Raw genomic sequence first — 15980 nt, forward strand, 5'->3', positions numbered from 1 at the left:
CGCCATGAGCGGGTGGGGTGTGGTCGCGATCGTGGTGGGTGTCGTCGCGGTCCTGCTGGTGTTCCCGCTGCTCAGCTGGCTGATGCAGCACGCCAAACCCTCCGAGACCGGCGGCGGGGTCGGCACGGCGCTCGAGGGAATCGACGCGATCTTCAACCCGGGCAAGCAGCGGGAGCTCGACCAGCGCCAGCACGAGGCCGAGGCGCCAGTGGAGAACCCGGACGGCGCGCCCCCGCGCAGCAAGGTCGACCTCTCCGACGGCACCGCCGTCATCCGGCTCCCACCCAAGGAGCGCTAGGCCGCGGTTGACTCTGACACGGTGTCAGGGCCTACAACTGGTCTCATGTTCAGCATCGGCGACTTCGCCCGACACGGCCGTGTGTCGGTGCGGATGCTCAGGCACTACGACGCGATCGGGCTGCTGCAGCCCGCGTACACCGATCCGGTCACGGGCTACCGGTCGTACGAGGCCGACCAGCTCGCGCGGCTCAACCGGGTCGTGGCGCTGAAGGATCTCGGGTTCACCCTCCAGCAGGTGCAGAGCATCCTCGACGACCACGTCAGCGTGGCGGAGCTGCGCGGCATGCTCAAGCTGCGGCAGGCCGAGCTCGCCCAGCGGATCGCGGACGACCAGACCCGCCTACTCAGCGTCGACGCGCGCCTCGCGTCGATCGAGCAGGAGGGCGCGATGTCGGCGGACGAGGTCGTGCTGAAGGACGTTCCGCCGGTACGGGTTGCCGAGCTCACCGGTGCGGCCTCCGACTTCTCGCCGGAGTCCATCACCTCGGTGATCCGGCCGCTGCTGGGCGACCTCGGCGGCCGGCTGCACGCGGCAGGCGTCCGACCGATGGGGCTGCCGATCGCGATGTACGAGGACGCCGACGACGGCGGCGTCCTGGTCCGCGCGGCGATGCCGGTCGCCGTCGACCACGGCCCTGACTTCGCCGTACGCGACCTGCCGGCTCTCACCGGCGCGGCCACGATCCTGCATCGCGGGTCGATGGACCACGTCCTCACCACCGTGCACCGGCTCGCCCGCTGGGTCGACGCGCACGGCTACCGCGCGCTCGGCTATCCCCGGGAGCACACCATCGAATGCCCGGCCGACCGGATCGACGCGTGGGTCACCGAGCTGCAGCTGTCGATCGAAGGACACCGTTCATGACCGAGCTCTGCGACCTGACCGCCTCCGAGCTGGCTCGCCGCATCCGTACCCGCGAGGCGTCGGCTCGCGAGGTGCTCGACGCCCAGCTGGCGCGGATCGACGAGGACAACCCGTCGGTGAACGCGGTCGTCTCGCTCGACCCAGAGGTGGCCCGCGCTCAGGCCGAGGAGGCCGACAAGGCGGTCGCGCGCGGCGACACCTTGGGCGCGCTGCACGGCGTACCGATGACGTTGAAGGACGCGCTCGACGTTGCCGGCCTGCGGACGACGGTCGGGACGCCCGACCTCGACCGCATCGCCGCGGCGGACGGTACGGTCGCGGCCCGCCTCCGAGCCGCCGGCGCGAACCTGATCGGGCACACCAACGTGCCTACGTACCTAGCGGACTACCAGACCGGGAACGAGCTCTTCGGCCGTACGAACAACCCGTGGGACCTCACCCGCTCGCCGGGTGGCTCGAGTGGTGGCGCGACTGCCGCGGTCGCCACCGGCATGACGCCGCTGGAGTACGGCTCCGACCTCGCCGGCTCGATCCGGCTGCCGGCCGCGTTCTGCGGTGTGTACGGGCTCAGGCCCACCGAGCACCGCGTCTCGGTCACGGGCTTCTTCGCGCCGCCTGGTGGTCCGGCCCGGACCGTACGGATCATGAACTCCCTCGGACCGCTCGCCCGCAGCCTGGACGACCTGCACCTCGCGCTCCGTCTGACCGCTGGACCGGACGGCTTGGATGGCGACGTTTCGCCCGTACCGGTTGAGGATCGGGCCGTGCGCTCGCTCGGGTCATTGCGGCTGGCGTTCACACCGGCGCTGGCGGGAGCGAAGGTGGCGAACGTCGTCCGCGAGCAGGTCTCGCGCGTCGCCGCCGCAGCGTCCTCGGCCGGCGCGGAGGTCGAGGAACGCGAGCCGGCGCTGGACTGGGACGCGATGTACGAGCTGTTCAACGGGCTGCTCGACACCATCACCGGCGGCGTGGAGAACCAGTCGCTCGCCTGGTACTTCGAGGCGTTGTCGCAGCGCGACCGGATCGTCGCGGTCTGGGAGACGTTCTTCGCCGACGTGGACGCGCTCCTGCTGCCGGCGGCGATGACGCTGCCGTTCCCGCACGTCGACGGCTACGGGACGGTGGACGTGGACGGGGAGCAGGTGTCGTACCTCGAGTCAGGCAGCCAGCTCGTCTTCGCCAGCCTCGCCGGCCTCCCAGGCCTCGTCGTCCCCGCCGGCGTCATCGACGGCCTCCCGTCGGCCGTCCAGCTCGTCGGCCCGCGCTGGTCCGAAACCAAGCTCCTCGACATCGCCGCCGCCCTCGAGCAGTCGGGCGCCCTACCCGGTCAGCTCGGCAGCCGACCGGTGGTGCGGAGCTCGTAGCGGCGTTCGGCGTAGGCGAGGTCGTCCTTCCACAGCCGGGCTGCCGCGAAGCGCATCGCTGGCCTCAGCAAGGGGGCGGCGGTGCGGGCCAGGGCGAAGCCGCGGCGGTCGGAGAACGCGATGGTGGCCTCGATCACCGCCGTACGCGGGCGGCCGAACGGGTCGGCGTCCAGCGGCGTCGCGTGCGTCTCGACCACGCTCGTCGCGCCCTCGCCGGACAGGATGTGCATCACGACCGTGCGCGGCTCGGGGCAGCTGAACGCCACCTGGACCGGCACACCCACCCGGCCCGCCACCTTGAACGTCACCTCGACCGTGAACCGATCGTCCTCCGGCAACGGATCAACCGGCGCCTCGAGCACGTCCAGATGCGCGAACGAGTACGGGTGGAACCACGCGCCGTGCCAGGGGTCGAGCCGGTTCGCGACCACGTCGGTGGGCTCGCACGTTCCGACCGCCGTCATCACGGCCGCCACGCTCGTGGACAACGCCGGCCGGGGCGGGATCACCGGCGCGGGCAGCGGTTCCTCGCCGCCGACCGAGTCCAGCCGTACCCAGGCCAGGACGCCGTCGTCGTACGCCGGGTACGGGTCCCAACCCGGGAAGCCCTTGGAGGACAGCGAAAGCCCATGCCACCGGCACACCAGCCGGCCCTCGTCGACCGCCGCGAGGCAGAGCGGCGCGCCGAGGTGCGGGCAGGCGCCTGGCCCGACGTGCAACGCGCCGTCCTGCGTACGCCACGCCACCAGCTCGATCCCCGCGACGGTCCGCCCGAACGGCCGGTCCGCACGGACCTCCGACGAAGCGGCGAGCACGAACCAGTTGCCGGACGGCCGCGCCTCGGCCCGTTTGAGCGCACCCTCGATCAGCCCGGGCCGCGCCTCCCGCCAGGTCGGCGTCTGCCGCGCCCAGTTGACGCGCGGCATGCGACGCAGCGGGATTCGCGGTCGTCGGTTCGGTGAGCCTCGCACCCGCTCACCGTAGCCGTCAGCGGACGAACTCCACATCCGGATGCCGCGGCGACTGTCCCCACAGCACCGGCCGCGGAATGTCACGCAGGTGTTGGTCGAAGAACGCCGTCACGTAGACGCGTTCCGACGCGAGGACCCGCGCCGGGTATCGCACGGTGCCGTTGAGCTGCTCGGCGATCTGTGGCGACACGACGCCCTTCGCCACCAGCTGCGGCATCACCGCGATCGTGTCGGTGAAGGTGAAGTGCTCCCCCGCGGGGACGTTCAGGTCGAGCTTCCAGCCGGTCGAGTTCTCGTAGAACGCCTTCCAGGACTGGTGCGCGAGGTGCGTAGTCGCGCCGGCGCCGAAAAGCAGGAACGGCCGGCGCACACCGGTCTGGGCGACGGGCATCAGGTCGTTCCCCGCGTCCCAGGCGAACGTCCCGTCCAGATTGATCCCCGCGTCCACCCGCCTGTCCTCGTCCATGGTCTGCGCGGCAGCGATACCACCGGCGGAGTGGCCGAACATGCCCACCCGAAACAGGTCCATCGAGCGCCCGAGACCGCGTGGCAGAGTCCGCTGCTCGGCGTCGGCGTTGCCGCCGCGGCGCAGAACTGCGAGCTGGTCGAGCACGTACCTGTTGTCGGCGATCCGGGTCGCCTGGACCTTCTTCAGCACGTCGGTCGTGAGGTCCGGAACCGCCCCGACCTCGACCCGTCCACCGGGGAACTCCACCTCGGACGCGTCATGGGTGTGATCGATGCTGACCACGACGTACCCGCGGCTGGCGAGCTCCTCCACCAGAACCGTGCCGAGCGTACGAGGAACGCCGAAGCCCGGCGAGAAGACGACGACCGGGCGCTTGCCCGGCAAGGCCGGCGCACCGACGCGGGACCACGCGCGGGTGCCGGCCCAGTCGATCGTGCCGGGCTCGATACCGAAGCCCGGCGAGGTGTTCTGGTCGAAGTGCGCGGCAGCTGCGGCGGGCATCCAGGCCGCGCGCTCGTACCCCTGCACCCGCGCCGCGGGGTACGTGACGCTGACCATCAGCTCGCGCCGCTTGCCTGGGACCCACGGGTCCTCGCGGGAGGAGTCGACGAGGTGCAGCTCGGTCGTGCCGGTCCGGTATGGGCCGGTGGGCTTCGGGATGGTGAACGTCGTCGGGGCGTCGGCGGAGGCGACCGGTGCCAGTCCCACCGTCGCGGCGAGGGCGACGCCCAACCCGGCCGCGATCAGGCGTTTCGGTGTCATGCCTCCCAGCCTTTCGGCTGGTCGGCGCGGAAGCATCGGCTGTTCGGACGAACGACAACTCCTCCCCCGGGCTGGTGCTAGGTCCGCGTGGGGACGAGGTGCTTGACTGGCGCCGTGGCTGACTTGCGGATCGAACGGCTGACGACCGACGAGATGCTCGAGGACTGGCGGCACGTGCACAACGTGATCGTCCCGCCGGCGGCACTGTCGCTGGCGGAGGTGCGGGAACGTGCGCACCGGAACGTGCTGGAGGTCGCGTACCTCGACGACGTCCTCGTCGGCTGCACGACCATCCGCGCGCCGGACGAGGACGGCGCGGTCACGGTGATCGCGCGGGTCCTGCCGGAGCATCGGCGGCAAGGCATCGGCGGCCGGCTGTACGCCCGTGCGCTCGAGCAGGCGGCCGGCGCGCGGGTCGTGGAGACCGTGGTGCTGGAGAGCAACGCGGACGGGCTCGCGTTCGCGCTGAAGCACGGCTTCGTCGAGGTGGAGCGCTACGCGCTACCGGGCGAGACCGCTCGGTGGATCGACCTGCGGCTCAGCTGAACGGCTGGATCACGCCGAGCGCCAGCAGCGAGAGCACGGCGGCGCCGAGGATCGCGCGGTACACGACGAACGGCTTGAAGTTGTGCGACGAGATGTACTTCATGAACTGCGCGACGACCACGTACCCGATCCCGAACGACACGATCGTCGCGAGGATCGTCGGCCCCCACGCCGGCGCGTTCTCGCCACCGATGTCGAGCAGCTCGAGCAGCCCCGAGCCGAGGACGGCCGGAATCGCCAACAGGAACGAGTACTTCGCCGCTGCCTCGCGTGTGTAGCCGAGCAGCAGCCCCATCGTCGTCGTACCGCCGGACCGCGACACCCCGGGCACGAGCGCCATCGCCTGGGCGAGCCCGAACAGCAACGCGTGCACCCAGGTGAGCTGGGTCAGCGGCTTGGCGTTCTTGGCGAACGAGTCCACGATGCCGAGGATCACGCCGAACACGATCAGCGTGGTGCCGATGTACACCAACGAGCGCAGCGCGGTCTCGATCGTGTCCTGGAACAGCAGGCCCAGGATGACGATCGGCAGCGTGCCGATGATGATGAACCAGCCCATGCGGGCGTTCGGATCGCGCTGGAGCTCACGCCGGAACAGCGCGAGCGTCCAGGTCTTGATGATCGCCCAGATCTCCTTGCGGAAGTACAGGACCACCGCCGCCTCGGTGCCGAGCTGGATCACCGCGGTGAACGCGGCACCGGGGTCGCCCCACGACGGGACGAGCGCGCCGGCGATGCGGATGTGCGCGCTCGACGAGATCGGCAGAAACTCCGTAAGACCTTGCAAAACGCCGTAGACCAGCGCCTCGAACCACCCGACCGTGTGCTGCACTCGCCTACTCCCCCACGCCGGACGCGTCGAGCGCCTCGGCCATCTTCCGTAGCGTGTCGAGCTTCGTCTGCTGGTCCCCGAAGAACGGCGTGATCGACAGCGTGGTGACGCCGGCTGCCGCATACTCCTGGAGCCGTTCGGTGATGCGCTCGATCGGGCCGAGCAGCGCGGTGCGGTCGAGGAACTCGAACGGCACCGCCGCGGCGGCCTCGCGGTGCTGGCGGTCCAGGTAGAGGTCCTGAACGGTCTTGGCCGCCTCCTCGTAGCCCATGCGGACGGCGAGGCGGTTGTAGAAGTTCTGCTCGCGGCTGCCCATGCCGCCGACGTAGAGCGCGGCGTACCAGCGGACGGGCTCGGCGCACTGCTGGAGGTCTTCGCCGATGACGACGGGCATGTTCGCGACCACGTCGAAGCCTTCGAGGTCCTTGCCGGCCTTGGCCCGTCCGGCGCCGAGCTGGGTGAGCAGCTCGGGGGTGAACTCCGGCGCGACGAAGATGCCGAGCCAGCCGTCGGCGATCTCGCCGGTGAGCTCGAGGTTCTTCGGGCCGATCGCGGCGATGTAGAGCGGCAGGTTGTCGCGGACCGGCGTGAACAGCAGCCGCAGCGCCTTGCCCGGGCCGCCGGGAAGGGGCAGCTTGATGTGCTCGCCGTCGTACTCGAGCTTCTGCCGGCCGAGCACCTTGCGGATCACGTCGACGTACTCGCGGGTGCGGGCGAGCGGCTTGGCGAACGGGACGCCGTACCAGCCCTCGGAGACCTGCGGCCCGGACACGCCGAGGCCGAGCCGGAACCTGCCGCCGGACAGCGCGTCGAGCGTGGCGGCGGCCATCGCGGTGGCGGCGGGCGTCCGCGCCGGGATCTGGAACACGGCGGCGCCGACGTCGATCCGCTCGGTGTGCGCCGCGACCCAGGTCAGGACGGTGAGCGCGTCGGAGCCGTACGCCTCGGCCGCCCACACGCTCGAGTAGCCCAGCCGGTCCGCCTCGACGGCGAGGGCGAGGTTGTCCGCGTGGCCTTCGGAGGCCCAGTAACCGAGGTTGAGCCCTAGGCGCATGCGCGAGCGACTCCCTGCGTGTGTCGTCTGTGGGTGAGTGGCCTGGCGAGCCTACTGGCCGCGGCTGGGCGCCGTTCCAGTAGCCTCTCGTCGGTGGAGCAGCGCTATCTCGGTCGAACCGGTCTCAAGGTGTCCCGGTTGGCGCTCGGCACCATGACCTGGGGCCGCGACACCGACGAGCACGAGGCGCGCGACCAACTGCTCGCGTTCGTCGACGCGGGCGGGACGCTCGTGGACACGGCCGCCGGGTACGCCGACGGTGACAGCGAACGGGTGCTGGGCTCGTTCATCGGCGATCTCGTACCGCGCGACCTGCTCGTGGTGGCGACGAAGTCCGGCATCTCCCGGCGTACGGGCACCCGCGTGGTCGACGTGTCGCGGCGGACGCTGCTCGCCGATCTGGAGGGATCGCTGCGGCGGCTGCGGCTGGAGTGCGTGGACCTGTGGCAGGTGCACACGTGGAGCGACGCGGCACCGTTGGAGGAGACGCTGTCGGCGTTGGACTACGCGGTGTCGTCGGGCCGGGCGCGGTACGTGGGGGTGTCGAACTACTCGGGCTGGCAGACGGGCCGGGCGGTGACGTACCAGCAGGCGTGGCCCGGTCGGGCGCCGATCGTGTCGACGCAGGTGGAGTACTCGCTGCTGCAGCGCGGGATCGAACGCGAGGTGCTGCCGGCGGCTGCTTCGTTGGGCCTCGGGGTCCTGCCGTGGTCGCCGCTGGGGCGGGGCGTGCTGACCGGGAAGTACCGGTCCGGGACGCCGGCCGACTCGCGGGCCGCGTCGCCGCACTTCGAACGCTTCGTCGGGATCTACCTGGACAAGCGCTCGCACCGCGTGGTGGACGCGGTGGTCCGGGCGGCGGACGGCCTGGGCCTGGCGCCGTTGGAGGTGGCGTTGGCCTGGGTCCGCGACCGCCCCGGCGTGACGGCCCCGGTGGTGGGCGCCCGGACGGCCGCCCAGCTCCGCGGGTCCCTGACTGTGGAAGACGTCACCCTTCCGCCCGAGATCACCGCCGCCCTGGACGACGTCTCCGCCTGACCACCGCGCGCCCATCCGCCAGCAGCACCGACCTATGCATCGGGTTCTAGCTGCCGAGCTTCTCGATCACCTTGAGCGCGACCTTCTTCGCGGTCTCGGTCTGGGCGGCATCGTCTTCGCCGGGGGCGTCGACGTAGATGCTGGTGGTTCCCTTGCGGGCGAACAGCAACGCACGTTGGACGTACGCCTGGTCGCCGACTCCTTCGACGACGTCGTAGCCGTCGGCCTCGTCCTTGAACAATGACTCGGAGGTGACGCCGAGCTCGACGACGAGGTGCTTCAGGCCGAGGGTCCATTCGTAACCCCGCTTGCCGTCCTCGTCGCTCGGCGCCTGGTCCTCGACGGTCAGGCCGGTGAGCGACTTCACCTCGTCCGCAGTCAGCAGCTGACAGGTCTGCGGCAGCGCGGTCGGGTCGGCCGTGGGTCCGGTGCTGGTAGTTGCGCTCGGTCCCGGCGACGCCGTGTTCGAGTCGAGGACGCCGCAGCCGCTGACGGCGAGCAGAGCGACGAGCAGAACGGATGCGACCGCGCCGAGGCGGGTGGCGCGCGAAACAGCAGGCACGTAAGGACTCCGTGGGTTCGAGAGGTGATCGGCGCCGTGCCCGCGCTCGCAGCCTCGCAAAGCTAGCAAGTCCCGCGCCCGTTCCGCCCCCACAGCACTGAACGGGCAACGATCGTTGCCCGTTCAGCTCCCCTCCATGCGACCCGGCCTACGCAGCCGAGGCCCGCCGCTTCTTGCCCACCGCGTCGCCCAGCAGGAGCAGGAGGCCACCGATGATCAGCGCGCCGATCGAGGCCCCGATCTGCAGGCCCTCCGGCAGATGGCTGACCAGCTGCCAACCGCTGAGGTTCTTGTCGAGCACGTTCAGAATGATCGGCACCAGCCCCTGCGGCACCGCGATGATCACGCCGATGATCTGGAGAAAGTCCTTCATGGGTTGTCCTTTCAGCGTTCAGAGGTAGCGGGTTGGCGAGGCGGGCTGAGCAACACCCACAGCGGACCGACGACGAACCAGATGCCGAGCACGATGGTCAGCCGCGGGATCCAGCCCCACGGCCACTCCCAGAAGACCCGCGTCTGCTCGTTCATGCCGAAGATCGCGACGAGGATGCCCATGATTCCGCAGGCGATCGCCCAAGCCAGCAAGGCTTTCAGCCATTCGCGCCACTCGCGCTTGACCTTCTCCGCGCCGTACTTCGGCGGCTTCACCGGCGCCGGCCCACCGGCGAACCTGTGCGCGAACCGTACGTCCGCCCAGCGGATCATGCTGTGACCGAACGCCACGCTGAAGCCGAGGTACGTCGCCGCGAGCCCGTGCGTGATGTCCGCGCTGCCGCCGCTTCGCAGATCGATCACCGTGGCGACCAGCATCACGACGTCGATCAACGGAACGCAGATCAGCAGTGCCGCGCCGAGCTTCTTCTTCAGCAGCAGGTAGCGAGCCGAGAGTCCCAGTGCGATGAAGACCCAGAACGCGACCTCCGCGCCCACGATCACCGCGACGAGCGGGTTGTCCCTGAGGAGTTCGATGAGGTTCGTCACGACTAAGAGCCTCGCGCCGAACCCCCTTCGGCCGCGTCAGTGAGCCGTACGACTAGCGGGTCATCCTTTCGAAGGACCCGAGGTGAGCCCGAGCTCCTGCGCGAGGATCGCGGCCTGTACGCGCGACTGGAGGTCCAGCTTCGCCAGCACTCGCGACACGTGCGTCTTCACCGTCGTCTCGCCGATGAACAGGGCCTTGCCGATCTGCTGGTTCGACATGCCCTCGCCGAGACAGACGAGCACGTCTCGTTCGCGGTCGGTGAGGTCGTCCAGTCCTGGTGGGGCGGCGACGGGCTCGGGCGCCTGGGTGGCGAACGTGGTCAGCAGCCGCCGGGTCACGCTCGGCTCGATCACCCCGTCGCCCGCAGCCACGCGTCGTACGGAGTCGACCAGCCGTGCCGCGTCGACCGACTTCAGCAGGAACCCGGCCGCCCCGGCGCGCAACGCCCCGTAAACGACGTCGTCGAGGTCGAACGTGGTGAGGATCAGCACCTCGCACACGCGGTCCGCCACGAGCTCGCGGGTGGCCTCGATCCCATCCATGCCGGGCATGCGTACGTCCATCAGCACCAGGTCGGGCCGCAACGCTCGGGCCATCGAGACCGCGGAAGCGCCGTCGGAAGCCTCGCCGACGACCTCGATATCCTCGGCCCCGTTGAGAATCATCACCAGGCCGACGCGGATCGCGGCGTGGTCGTCGGCGACCAACACCTTGGTGGTCAAGGGTTCCTCCCTTCCACGGGAAGCTCGGCGCGTACCTGCCAGCGGTCGCCCAGCTTGCCAGCCGCCAGCGTTCCTCCCACTGCCTGGGCGCGTTCTCTTAGATGGAGCAGCCCGAGCCCGGAGCCGTTCGAGGACGCGGGAACGTTCCGCGCCAGTGGGTTCACGACCTCGACGATGAGGGCGTCGTCTTCGCGTTTGACGCTCACCCGAACGGTCGATCCGGGCGCGTGCTTGAGCGCGTTCGTCAACGCCTCTTGAACGATCCGGTACGCCGCGAGGTCGACGGCCGTCGCCAACGGCCCGCCAACGTCCACGTCGGTCTGGACGTCGAGACCACCGGCACGGGCGGAGTCGAGCAGCCTGGACAGCTCGCTCAACCGCGGCGGCGAGGTGTGCGGGTCGACGTCCTCGCCGGTGTCCTCGGCGCGGAGAAGGCCGACCATCGTGCGCATCTCGTTCAACGAGGACACGGAGTTCTGGCGTACTGACTCGAGCACGGTGCGGAAGTTCGGCGGCACCCCGTTCGCGCCGGTGCTGAGCAGCGCCTCGGCCTGGATCGCGATCGCGGACAGCTGGCCCGCGATGACGTCGTGCAGGTCGCGCGCCATCCGCGCGCGTTCGGCCGCGACGGCTGCCCGCCGGTCGAGCTCGGCGATCTGGACAGCCTGCTCGGCGCGAATGCGTTCGGCGTCGGCGATGTCGCGGTGCTGGCGTACGTTCAACGCCCACCAGACCGGGATCAGCGGCACGGTGGCGACCTGCAGGAAGGTCACGAGCGCGTTGCGCCAGTCGGGAACCTGGGTCGCGATCGCCACCGCCGTGGTGACCGACGTGACCGCGGTGAGGACGACGACGACCCGCGCGAACTCGCGCCGGCCGTACAGGACCACGCAGTACAGCAGGTCGCCGATCACCAGGAACATGGGGAACGTGGGCCCGAGCAGCACGTCGACGGCCAGCACGACGACGCCGCCCACGAACGCGACCTGCGGACGGCTCGCCCGCCAGAACTGCAGGGCGCAGGCGACCGCGAAGATCGCGAACCGCCAGCCGACCGGGAGGTCGGCGAGCCGGCTGGGAACGACGGCGTAGAGGTTCGAGGAGTAGATCAGGGCGCCGATGAGCAGCGTGAGCACCAGCGCCAACCGATCACGCCACGGTGGTGTCCGCCACCAGGTGCCGAGGAACGTCGCTACCCACACGGAGCCATCTCAGCACAACGGCCGCCAAGCCGGCGTCCTCCGAACGATCGACCCGCCGTCACCTTGCCCGGATCATGACCCGCCCCAGCCTTCCGGCCCAGACTGTCTGGCGCCACATCTCCCGACCAGCTGTCGAAATCACTGACTCGCGGGACATGAGCGACACTCTGCGGGTGCCGGGGCCAACGACCATGTTTTACATGATCATTGGCCGCTTTACGTGGGGTGGGCGCCAGGTAGAGGGGTTGTTGGCCGTGTGGGGTGACAGTTGGCGATTTGGCCACGCGCAACACTCGCCGCCCCGGCCGCCGCTCTAGGCGGCCGGGGTGAGGCGGTGGTTGCGGAGTGGTTGTTGGTGGGGGTCGATCCAGTCCGGGGGTAAGAACTCGGGTAATCCGTCGAGTGCGATGCGGACCTGCCACGCGCCTTGATGAATCAGTCGGTGGTGGTAGCCGCAGAGCAGAACCCCGTTGTCGCGAGTGGTGGGTCCACCCTTACTCCACGGAACCACGTGGTGGGCGTGGCACCAGCCGGGTGGCCGGTCACATCCGGGGAACGCGCAGCCACCGTCTCGGAGCTCGAGCAACCGGCGCAGCTTCCCTTGGAAGAGTCGCTGCTGGGTGTCGGTCAGCAGTGTGACTCTGCCGGGCTGGTCCTCGGGCTTCACCAGGTAGGTGAGGTCCGCTTCGCACATCAGCTGGTCGACGAGTTTGCGCGAGAGTTCGATCCCGGTGTGCAGCGTCCGCCCACCAGTCTGAGTGACGGTCACGACCAGCTGGGTCGGGTTCCCACCATGGGAAGGCACCAACCGCTCAGCCAACAACCGACGGCAGGCCTCATCAAGAGCATCGACGTTGCGCTGTTCGGGGAACCGGGTGTCACGTCCGTCGGGTCCGGGCTGCGGCGCCGCCAACGGGTCGAGAACCAGTTTGAGGCGTTCCCCGACCATCTTGGGGAGCCGGGCGGTGACCCGCCACGTCCCTGACGTGGCGTCGAAGGACATACGCAGGAACCGGTCCCGCTCAGCGCTGGCCTCTTCCTGTTTGAGCTTCAACTCCAGGACCTGGTCAGCAAGATCCGGCGCGACGGTCTCCAAGAGCCTGTTCCCGACCTTCGACAAGACCTTCGGGTCGAAGATGGCGGCGTTCTTCAGCAGGGTCGCCTCCACCTCGGAGCGGAGTTCCGGGGTGGCGATGTGGGAGGGCAGCATCGTCACGACCCGGGAGATCACTCGTGCGTGCGGAACCGAGATCTCGCCGCTAGCTAACGCTTGCGCGGTGGCGGGCAACTCGGTGTCGAGGTGGCTGGCGAGCTTCACCATCGCACCGGCCTCAGCTGTCGGGACCCGAAGGACGCCGGCGACCCATTGCGCGGTGTTCGCCGCACCCGCCGACACGGCGAGGTTCCGGGCGTCGGCTTCGCGGATGAGCTCGAGCCGCCGGCCCTGGAGTTGGTTCAGCTCGGTGGCGTTGTCGAGGAGCGCGGTGGTGAGTTGGTCATCGGACATCGACCACGCCGACACACCATCGGCGGTGCCGATGGTGTTCGAGCAGGTGGTCGATTCCATAGCGCAATTCTACCAGCCGAATCAGGCTAATGCCCAACCCGGCAAGGGAAATCCCCGACATCATCGCCACCACAAGAGACCGGGGGCTCCACAAGAAGCCGCAACACGGCAACAGACCCAAGGCGCAGGCAGGCCTGTCCCGGGACACTGTTCCGGGGGTAGGGGCGGCGCGTATGAAACTGGTGGCCGGGCCGGGGCGAGTCAAGGGCCGCTACGCGGTCGCGAAGCGACGCCTCTCCTCCGCGAAGCGCCCCAGAGAGGCGCCCTTGACGCGCCCCGGACCGGCCACCACAATCGACCGCCGCCACAGCCCGACCAGCCAGCCCGCGCAAGCACAGCAAGGCAAAGCAACAGCCCGACCAGCCAGCCCGCGCAAGCACAGCAAGGCAAAGCAACAGCCCGACCAGCCAGCCCGCCCAAGCACAGCAAGGCAAAGCAACAGCCCGACCAGCCAGCCCGCCCAAGCACAGCAAGGCAAAGCAACAGCAGGGAGCTAACACCGTAAGTGAGCCGGAACCCCAACCAATAACGAAGTCCCGAGGCCACGCGGAGGCGCGAGAGCTTCGGCGATCTCGTCCAGTTGGGCGCCGCGACGCAGGGGGCCGCGACCCCCTGCGCCGCGACCCCCTGCGCCGCGGCGCAGGGGGTCGCGGCAATCAGCCGCCTCTGAACGCGAGGCGCGTGCATCTCCCAGGAGCGGATCATCCGGTGAACGTCGTCCCAGGGCGCGATCGCGTTGACGCGGATCCCCTCCGCCGGCCCACTCCGGTGACGAACGCGACCTTGCCCGTAAGCAATCCTTCGTCAGTAGTCATCCGTCGAGCCTCCGCCGCACCGACGAGGCCATCCGCGCAGACGGACGCCCGGGCTGAGGCGCGAGCAAGTCGCGCAACTCGCCTTCGTCTCCGCCGACTACTACACCGGCTCGAGCGGGCGCGCGGCCCGCATCCGTCCCGGGACGTGGCGCGGCGCCACCACAGCGCTGCGCCTCCTCGGCGTCATCGGCACCCAGGAAGGCGAGTGTTTCTCACTCCCCAAGCACCGACGGGGCATGCTAGGCCGGTGAACGCGACTCTTGAACGCTTCAACGAGCTGCCACCGAGCGAGGCGAGGCAGGAATTGCTCGCCTGCTGTGCCTCGGCGAGCTGGGCTGGCCAGCTGGCCGCGCGCCGGCCGTACGTCAACGTCGACGACCTGAGAACGGTCTCCGCGACGATCTTCGACGACCTCGGCTGGAACGACGTCCTCGAAGGCCTCAGCGCCCACCCCCGGATCGGCGATCGCGCGAAGGGCGCCGGCACCGAGGCCGCCTGGTCGAAACAGGAGCAGAGTGCCGCCGCGACGTCCGAGCAGACCGAACGGGATGAGCTGATTGCCCGAAACGTCGAATACGAGGAGCGGTTCGGGCACGTCTTCCTGATCTTCGCGACAGGCAAGTCAGCGGCTGAGATTCTGGCGAACGTGCGTGCCAGGCTCACCAACGACGAGGAAACCGAGCGCGAGGTCGTCCGAGACGAGCTCCGCAAGATCGCCGACCTCCGACTCACGAAATGGTTCGAGCAATGAGCCTCAGCACCCACGTTCTCGACACCGCCCGCGGCGCACCGGCCGTCGGCGTCGAGGTCCATCTCGAGACCCACACGCCGGACGGCTGGCAGCGCCGGGACACGCACCACACCGACGGCGACGGCCGCATCCGCGCCTGGCACACCGACGTCGAGGACGGCCTGCACCGCCTCGTCTTCGACACCGGCGGCTACCTCGGCGAGGACGCGTTCTTCCCCGAGGTCACGGTCACCTTCCGCATCGCCGACAGCGAGCACCAGCACTTCCACGTGCCACTGTTGCTCAGCCCGTTCGGCTACTCCACCTACAGGGGGACCTAATGGCCATCGCGCTGGGTCCCAACCAGTACGGCAAGGCCGAGACGCGCGTCGTCCGCATCGACCGCGACTCCCCTGTGCACCGGATCACCGACCTGAACGTGAGCACGTCGCTGTCCGGCGATCTCATCGACACACACCTCACCGGCGACAACGCGAAGGTGCTGCCGACGGACACGCAGAAGAACACCGTCTACGCGTTCGCCCGCGAGGGCATCGGCGAGATCGAGGCGTTCGCGCTGCGGCTCGCCCGGCACTTCGTCGACACCCAGGAGCCGATCCACCGCGCGCGGATCCGCGTCGAGCAGTACGCCTGGCAGCGCATCGGCGACGCGCCGCACTCGTTCGCCCGCGGCGAGGCGGCGGTCCGTACGACGACCGTCACCTACGACGGCACGAACACCCACGTCGTCTCCGGCGTCGAGGGACTCGTCGTGCTGAACTCGACCGACTCGGAGTTCTGGGGCTTCCCGCGCGACGAGTACACCACGCTCGGCGAGACCCAGGACCGGATCCTCGCGACCGCGGTCAACGCGCACTGGCGGCACGGCACCCACTCCGAGGACTGGGGCGCGTCGTACGCACAGGCGAGGCAAGCGCTGCTTGACGCGTTCGTCGGTACGTACAGCTACTCGCTCCAGCAGACGCTCTACGCCATGGGACAGCAAGTCCTCGAGCGTCAACCCACCCTTGCCGAGATCCGGCTCTCGCTACCGAACAAGCACCACTTCGTCATGGACCTCGAACCCTTCGGGCTCACCAACCCCGGTGAGGTGTTCCACGCCGACGACCGACCGTACGGGCTGATCCAGGGCACGGTCCAGCGCGACGGATTCCCCTCCGCAGAAGACGCCTGGTAAG

18 protein-coding genes are annotated in these 15980 nt (G+C 69.6%); 8 read left to right on the forward strand and 10 right to left on the reverse strand.

Annotation, left to right across the window (positions count from 1 at the left end):
* The first annotated feature begins 4 nt into the window (after positions 1–4).
* Genes JOD67_RS24625 through JOD67_RS24635 form a run of 3 tightly spaced genes read left to right on the forward strand, consistent with a single transcriptional unit; the run spans position 5 to position 2529 of the window.
* Positions 5–298, forward strand: coding sequence for a DUF6191 domain-containing protein (locus JOD67_RS24625; protein ID WP_205120062.1), 294 nt, complete (start codon positions 5–7; stop codon positions 296–298).
* Between the two features lie 45 nt (positions 299–343).
* Positions 344–1165, forward strand: coding sequence for a MerR family transcriptional regulator (locus JOD67_RS24630; RefSeq protein ID WP_205120063.1), 822 nt, complete (start codon positions 344–346; stop codon positions 1163–1165).
* Positions 1162–2529: an amidase gene (locus JOD67_RS24635; protein ID WP_205120064.1), complete on the forward strand. Its 1368-nt coding sequence runs from the start codon at positions 1162–1164 to the stop codon at positions 2527–2529. Before JOD67_RS24630 ends, JOD67_RS24635 begins: the two co-directional genes overlap by 4 nt.
* On the opposite strand, the gene JOD67_RS24640 is transcribed toward JOD67_RS24635, so the two are convergent.
* On the reverse strand, positions 2493–3455 hold the full coding sequence (locus JOD67_RS24640; protein WP_239554031.1) for a Rieske (2Fe-2S) protein: 963 nt from the start codon (positions 3453–3455) through the stop codon (positions 2493–2495). The two genes, JOD67_RS24635 and JOD67_RS24640, sit on opposite strands and share 37 nt — an antisense overlap.
* A 61-nt stretch (positions 3456–3516) precedes the next feature.
* Positions 3517–4731 (reverse strand): alpha/beta hydrolase family protein, encoded by a 1215-nt coding sequence (locus JOD67_RS24645; protein WP_205120066.1) that lies wholly within the window; start codon positions 4729–4731, stop codon positions 3517–3519.
* A 114-nt stretch (positions 4732–4845) separates the two neighbouring features.
* Between JOD67_RS24645 and JOD67_RS24650 the strand changes: the two genes are divergently transcribed.
* The gene (locus JOD67_RS24650) at positions 4846–5277 is read left to right on the forward strand and encodes a GNAT family N-acetyltransferase (protein ID WP_307782538.1); all 432 of its coding nucleotides are present in this window, start codon (positions 4846–4848) and stop codon (positions 5275–5277) included.
* Here the strand turns inward: JOD67_RS24650 and JOD67_RS24655 are convergent.
* Together JOD67_RS24655 and JOD67_RS24660 are read right to left on the reverse strand one after the other, a co-directional pair.
* Positions 5270–6109 (reverse strand): undecaprenyl-diphosphate phosphatase, encoded by an 840-nt coding sequence (locus tag JOD67_RS24655; RefSeq protein WP_307782539.1) that lies wholly within the window; start codon positions 6107–6109, stop codon positions 5270–5272. The genes JOD67_RS24650 and JOD67_RS24655 overlap by 8 nt on opposite strands.
* A 4-nt stretch (positions 6110–6113) precedes the next feature.
* Positions 6114–7163, reverse strand: coding sequence for an LLM class F420-dependent oxidoreductase (locus JOD67_RS24660; protein WP_205120068.1), 1050 nt, complete (start codon positions 7161–7163; stop codon positions 6114–6116).
* Positions 7164–7256: 93 nt separating this feature from the next.
* Between JOD67_RS24660 and JOD67_RS24665 the strand changes: the two genes are divergently transcribed.
* Entirely contained in the window at positions 7257–8201 is a 945-nt protein-coding gene (locus tag JOD67_RS24665) for an aldo/keto reductase (RefSeq protein ID WP_205120069.1), read from the forward strand.
* A 46-nt stretch (positions 8202–8247) separates the two neighbouring features.
* On the opposite strand, the gene JOD67_RS24670 is transcribed toward JOD67_RS24665, so the two are convergent.
* From JOD67_RS24670 to JOD67_RS24695, 6 genes are all read right to left on the reverse strand, one after another.
* Positions 8248–8763 carry a DUF3558 domain-containing protein gene (locus JOD67_RS24670; protein WP_205120070.1) on the reverse strand — a complete coding sequence of 172 codons (516 nt, stop codon included), beginning with the start codon at positions 8761–8763 and terminating at the stop codon, positions 8248–8250.
* 148 nt (positions 8764–8911) lie between these two features.
* Entirely contained in the window at positions 8912–9136 is a 225-nt protein-coding gene (locus tag JOD67_RS24675) for a hypothetical protein (protein ID WP_205120071.1), read from the reverse strand.
* 11 nt (positions 9137–9147) lie between these two features.
* Positions 9148–9744, reverse strand: a complete 597-nt coding sequence (locus JOD67_RS24680; RefSeq protein WP_239554032.1) for a hypothetical protein — start codon at positions 9742–9744, stop codon at positions 9148–9150.
* A 60-nt stretch (positions 9745–9804) separates the two neighbouring features.
* Positions 9805–10467 (reverse strand): response regulator, encoded by a 663-nt coding sequence (locus JOD67_RS24685; RefSeq protein WP_205120072.1) that lies wholly within the window; start codon positions 10465–10467, stop codon positions 9805–9807.
* On the reverse strand, positions 10464–11669 hold the full coding sequence (locus JOD67_RS42040) for a sensor histidine kinase (RefSeq protein ID WP_205120073.1): 1206 nt from the start codon (positions 11667–11669) through the stop codon (positions 10464–10466). The genes JOD67_RS24685 and JOD67_RS42040 overlap by 4 nt, the downstream gene beginning before the upstream one ends.
* A gap of 313 nt (positions 11670–11982) precedes the next feature.
* Positions 11983–13236, reverse strand: coding sequence for an HNH endonuclease signature motif containing protein (locus JOD67_RS24695; RefSeq protein WP_205120074.1), 1254 nt, complete (start codon positions 13234–13236; stop codon positions 11983–11985).
* Between the two features lie 1062 nt (positions 13237–14298).
* On the opposite strand from JOD67_RS24695, the gene uraD reads away from it, so the two are divergent.
* From uraD to pucL, 3 genes are read left to right on the forward strand one after another with little or no spacing between them, the layout of a single operon-like run.
* A complete protein-coding gene (uraD, locus tag JOD67_RS42045; RefSeq protein ID WP_205120075.1) occupies positions 14299–14802 on the forward strand; it encodes a 2-oxo-4-hydroxy-4-carboxy-5-ureidoimidazoline decarboxylase in 504 nt (167 codons plus the stop codon).
* Positions 14799–15122 (forward strand): hydroxyisourate hydrolase, encoded by a 324-nt coding sequence (uraH, locus tag JOD67_RS24705; protein ID WP_205120076.1) that lies wholly within the window; start codon positions 14799–14801, stop codon positions 15120–15122. The genes uraD and uraH overlap by 4 nt, the downstream gene beginning before the upstream one ends.
* Positions 15122–15979 (forward strand): factor-independent urate hydroxylase, encoded by an 858-nt coding sequence (gene pucL, locus JOD67_RS24710; protein ID WP_205120077.1) that lies wholly within the window; start codon positions 15122–15124, stop codon positions 15977–15979. The genes uraH and pucL overlap by 1 nt, the downstream gene beginning before the upstream one ends.
* Position 15980 lies beyond the last annotated feature (1 nt).

Source organism: Tenggerimyces flavus, from assembly GCF_016907715.1.
In the GTDB taxonomy this organism is placed as follows: Bacteria; Actinomycetota; Actinomycetes; order Propionibacteriales; family Actinopolymorphaceae; genus Tenggerimyces; species Tenggerimyces flavus.

Coding starts and splice junctions, on each gene's coding strand:
- pucL (WP_205120077.1), top strand. CDS start 15,122: ATGGCCATCGCGCTGGGTCCCAACCAGTACGGCAAGGCCGAGACGCGC.
- JOD67_RS24695 (WP_205120074.1), bottom strand. CDS start 13,236: ATGGAATCGACCACCTGCTCGAACACCATCGGCACCGCCGATGGTGTG.
- JOD67_RS24630 (WP_205120063.1), top strand. CDS start 344: ATGTTCAGCATCGGCGACTTCGCCCGACACGGCCGTGTGTCGGTGCGG.
- JOD67_RS24635 (WP_205120064.1), top strand. CDS start 1,162: ATGACCGAGCTCTGCGACCTGACCGCCTCCGAGCTGGCTCGCCGCATC.
- JOD67_RS24645 (WP_205120066.1), bottom strand. CDS start 4,731: ATGACACCGAAACGCCTGATCGCGGCCGGGTTGGGCGTCGCCCTCGCC.
- uraH (WP_205120076.1), top strand. CDS start 14,799: ATGAGCCTCAGCACCCACGTTCTCGACACCGCCCGCGGCGCACCGGCC.
- JOD67_RS24660 (WP_205120068.1), bottom strand. CDS start 7,163: ATGCGCCTAGGGCTCAACCTCGGTTACTGGGCCTCCGAAGGCCACGCG.
- JOD67_RS24640 (WP_239554031.1), bottom strand. CDS start 3,455: ATGCCGCGCGTCAACTGGGCGCGGCAGACGCCGACCTGGCGGGAGGCG.
- JOD67_RS24675 (WP_205120071.1), bottom strand. CDS start 9,136: ATGAAGGACTTTCTCCAGATCATCGGCGTGATCATCGCGGTGCCGCAG.
- JOD67_RS24625 (WP_205120062.1), top strand. CDS start 5: ATGAGCGGGTGGGGTGTGGTCGCGATCGTGGTGGGTGTCGTCGCGGTC.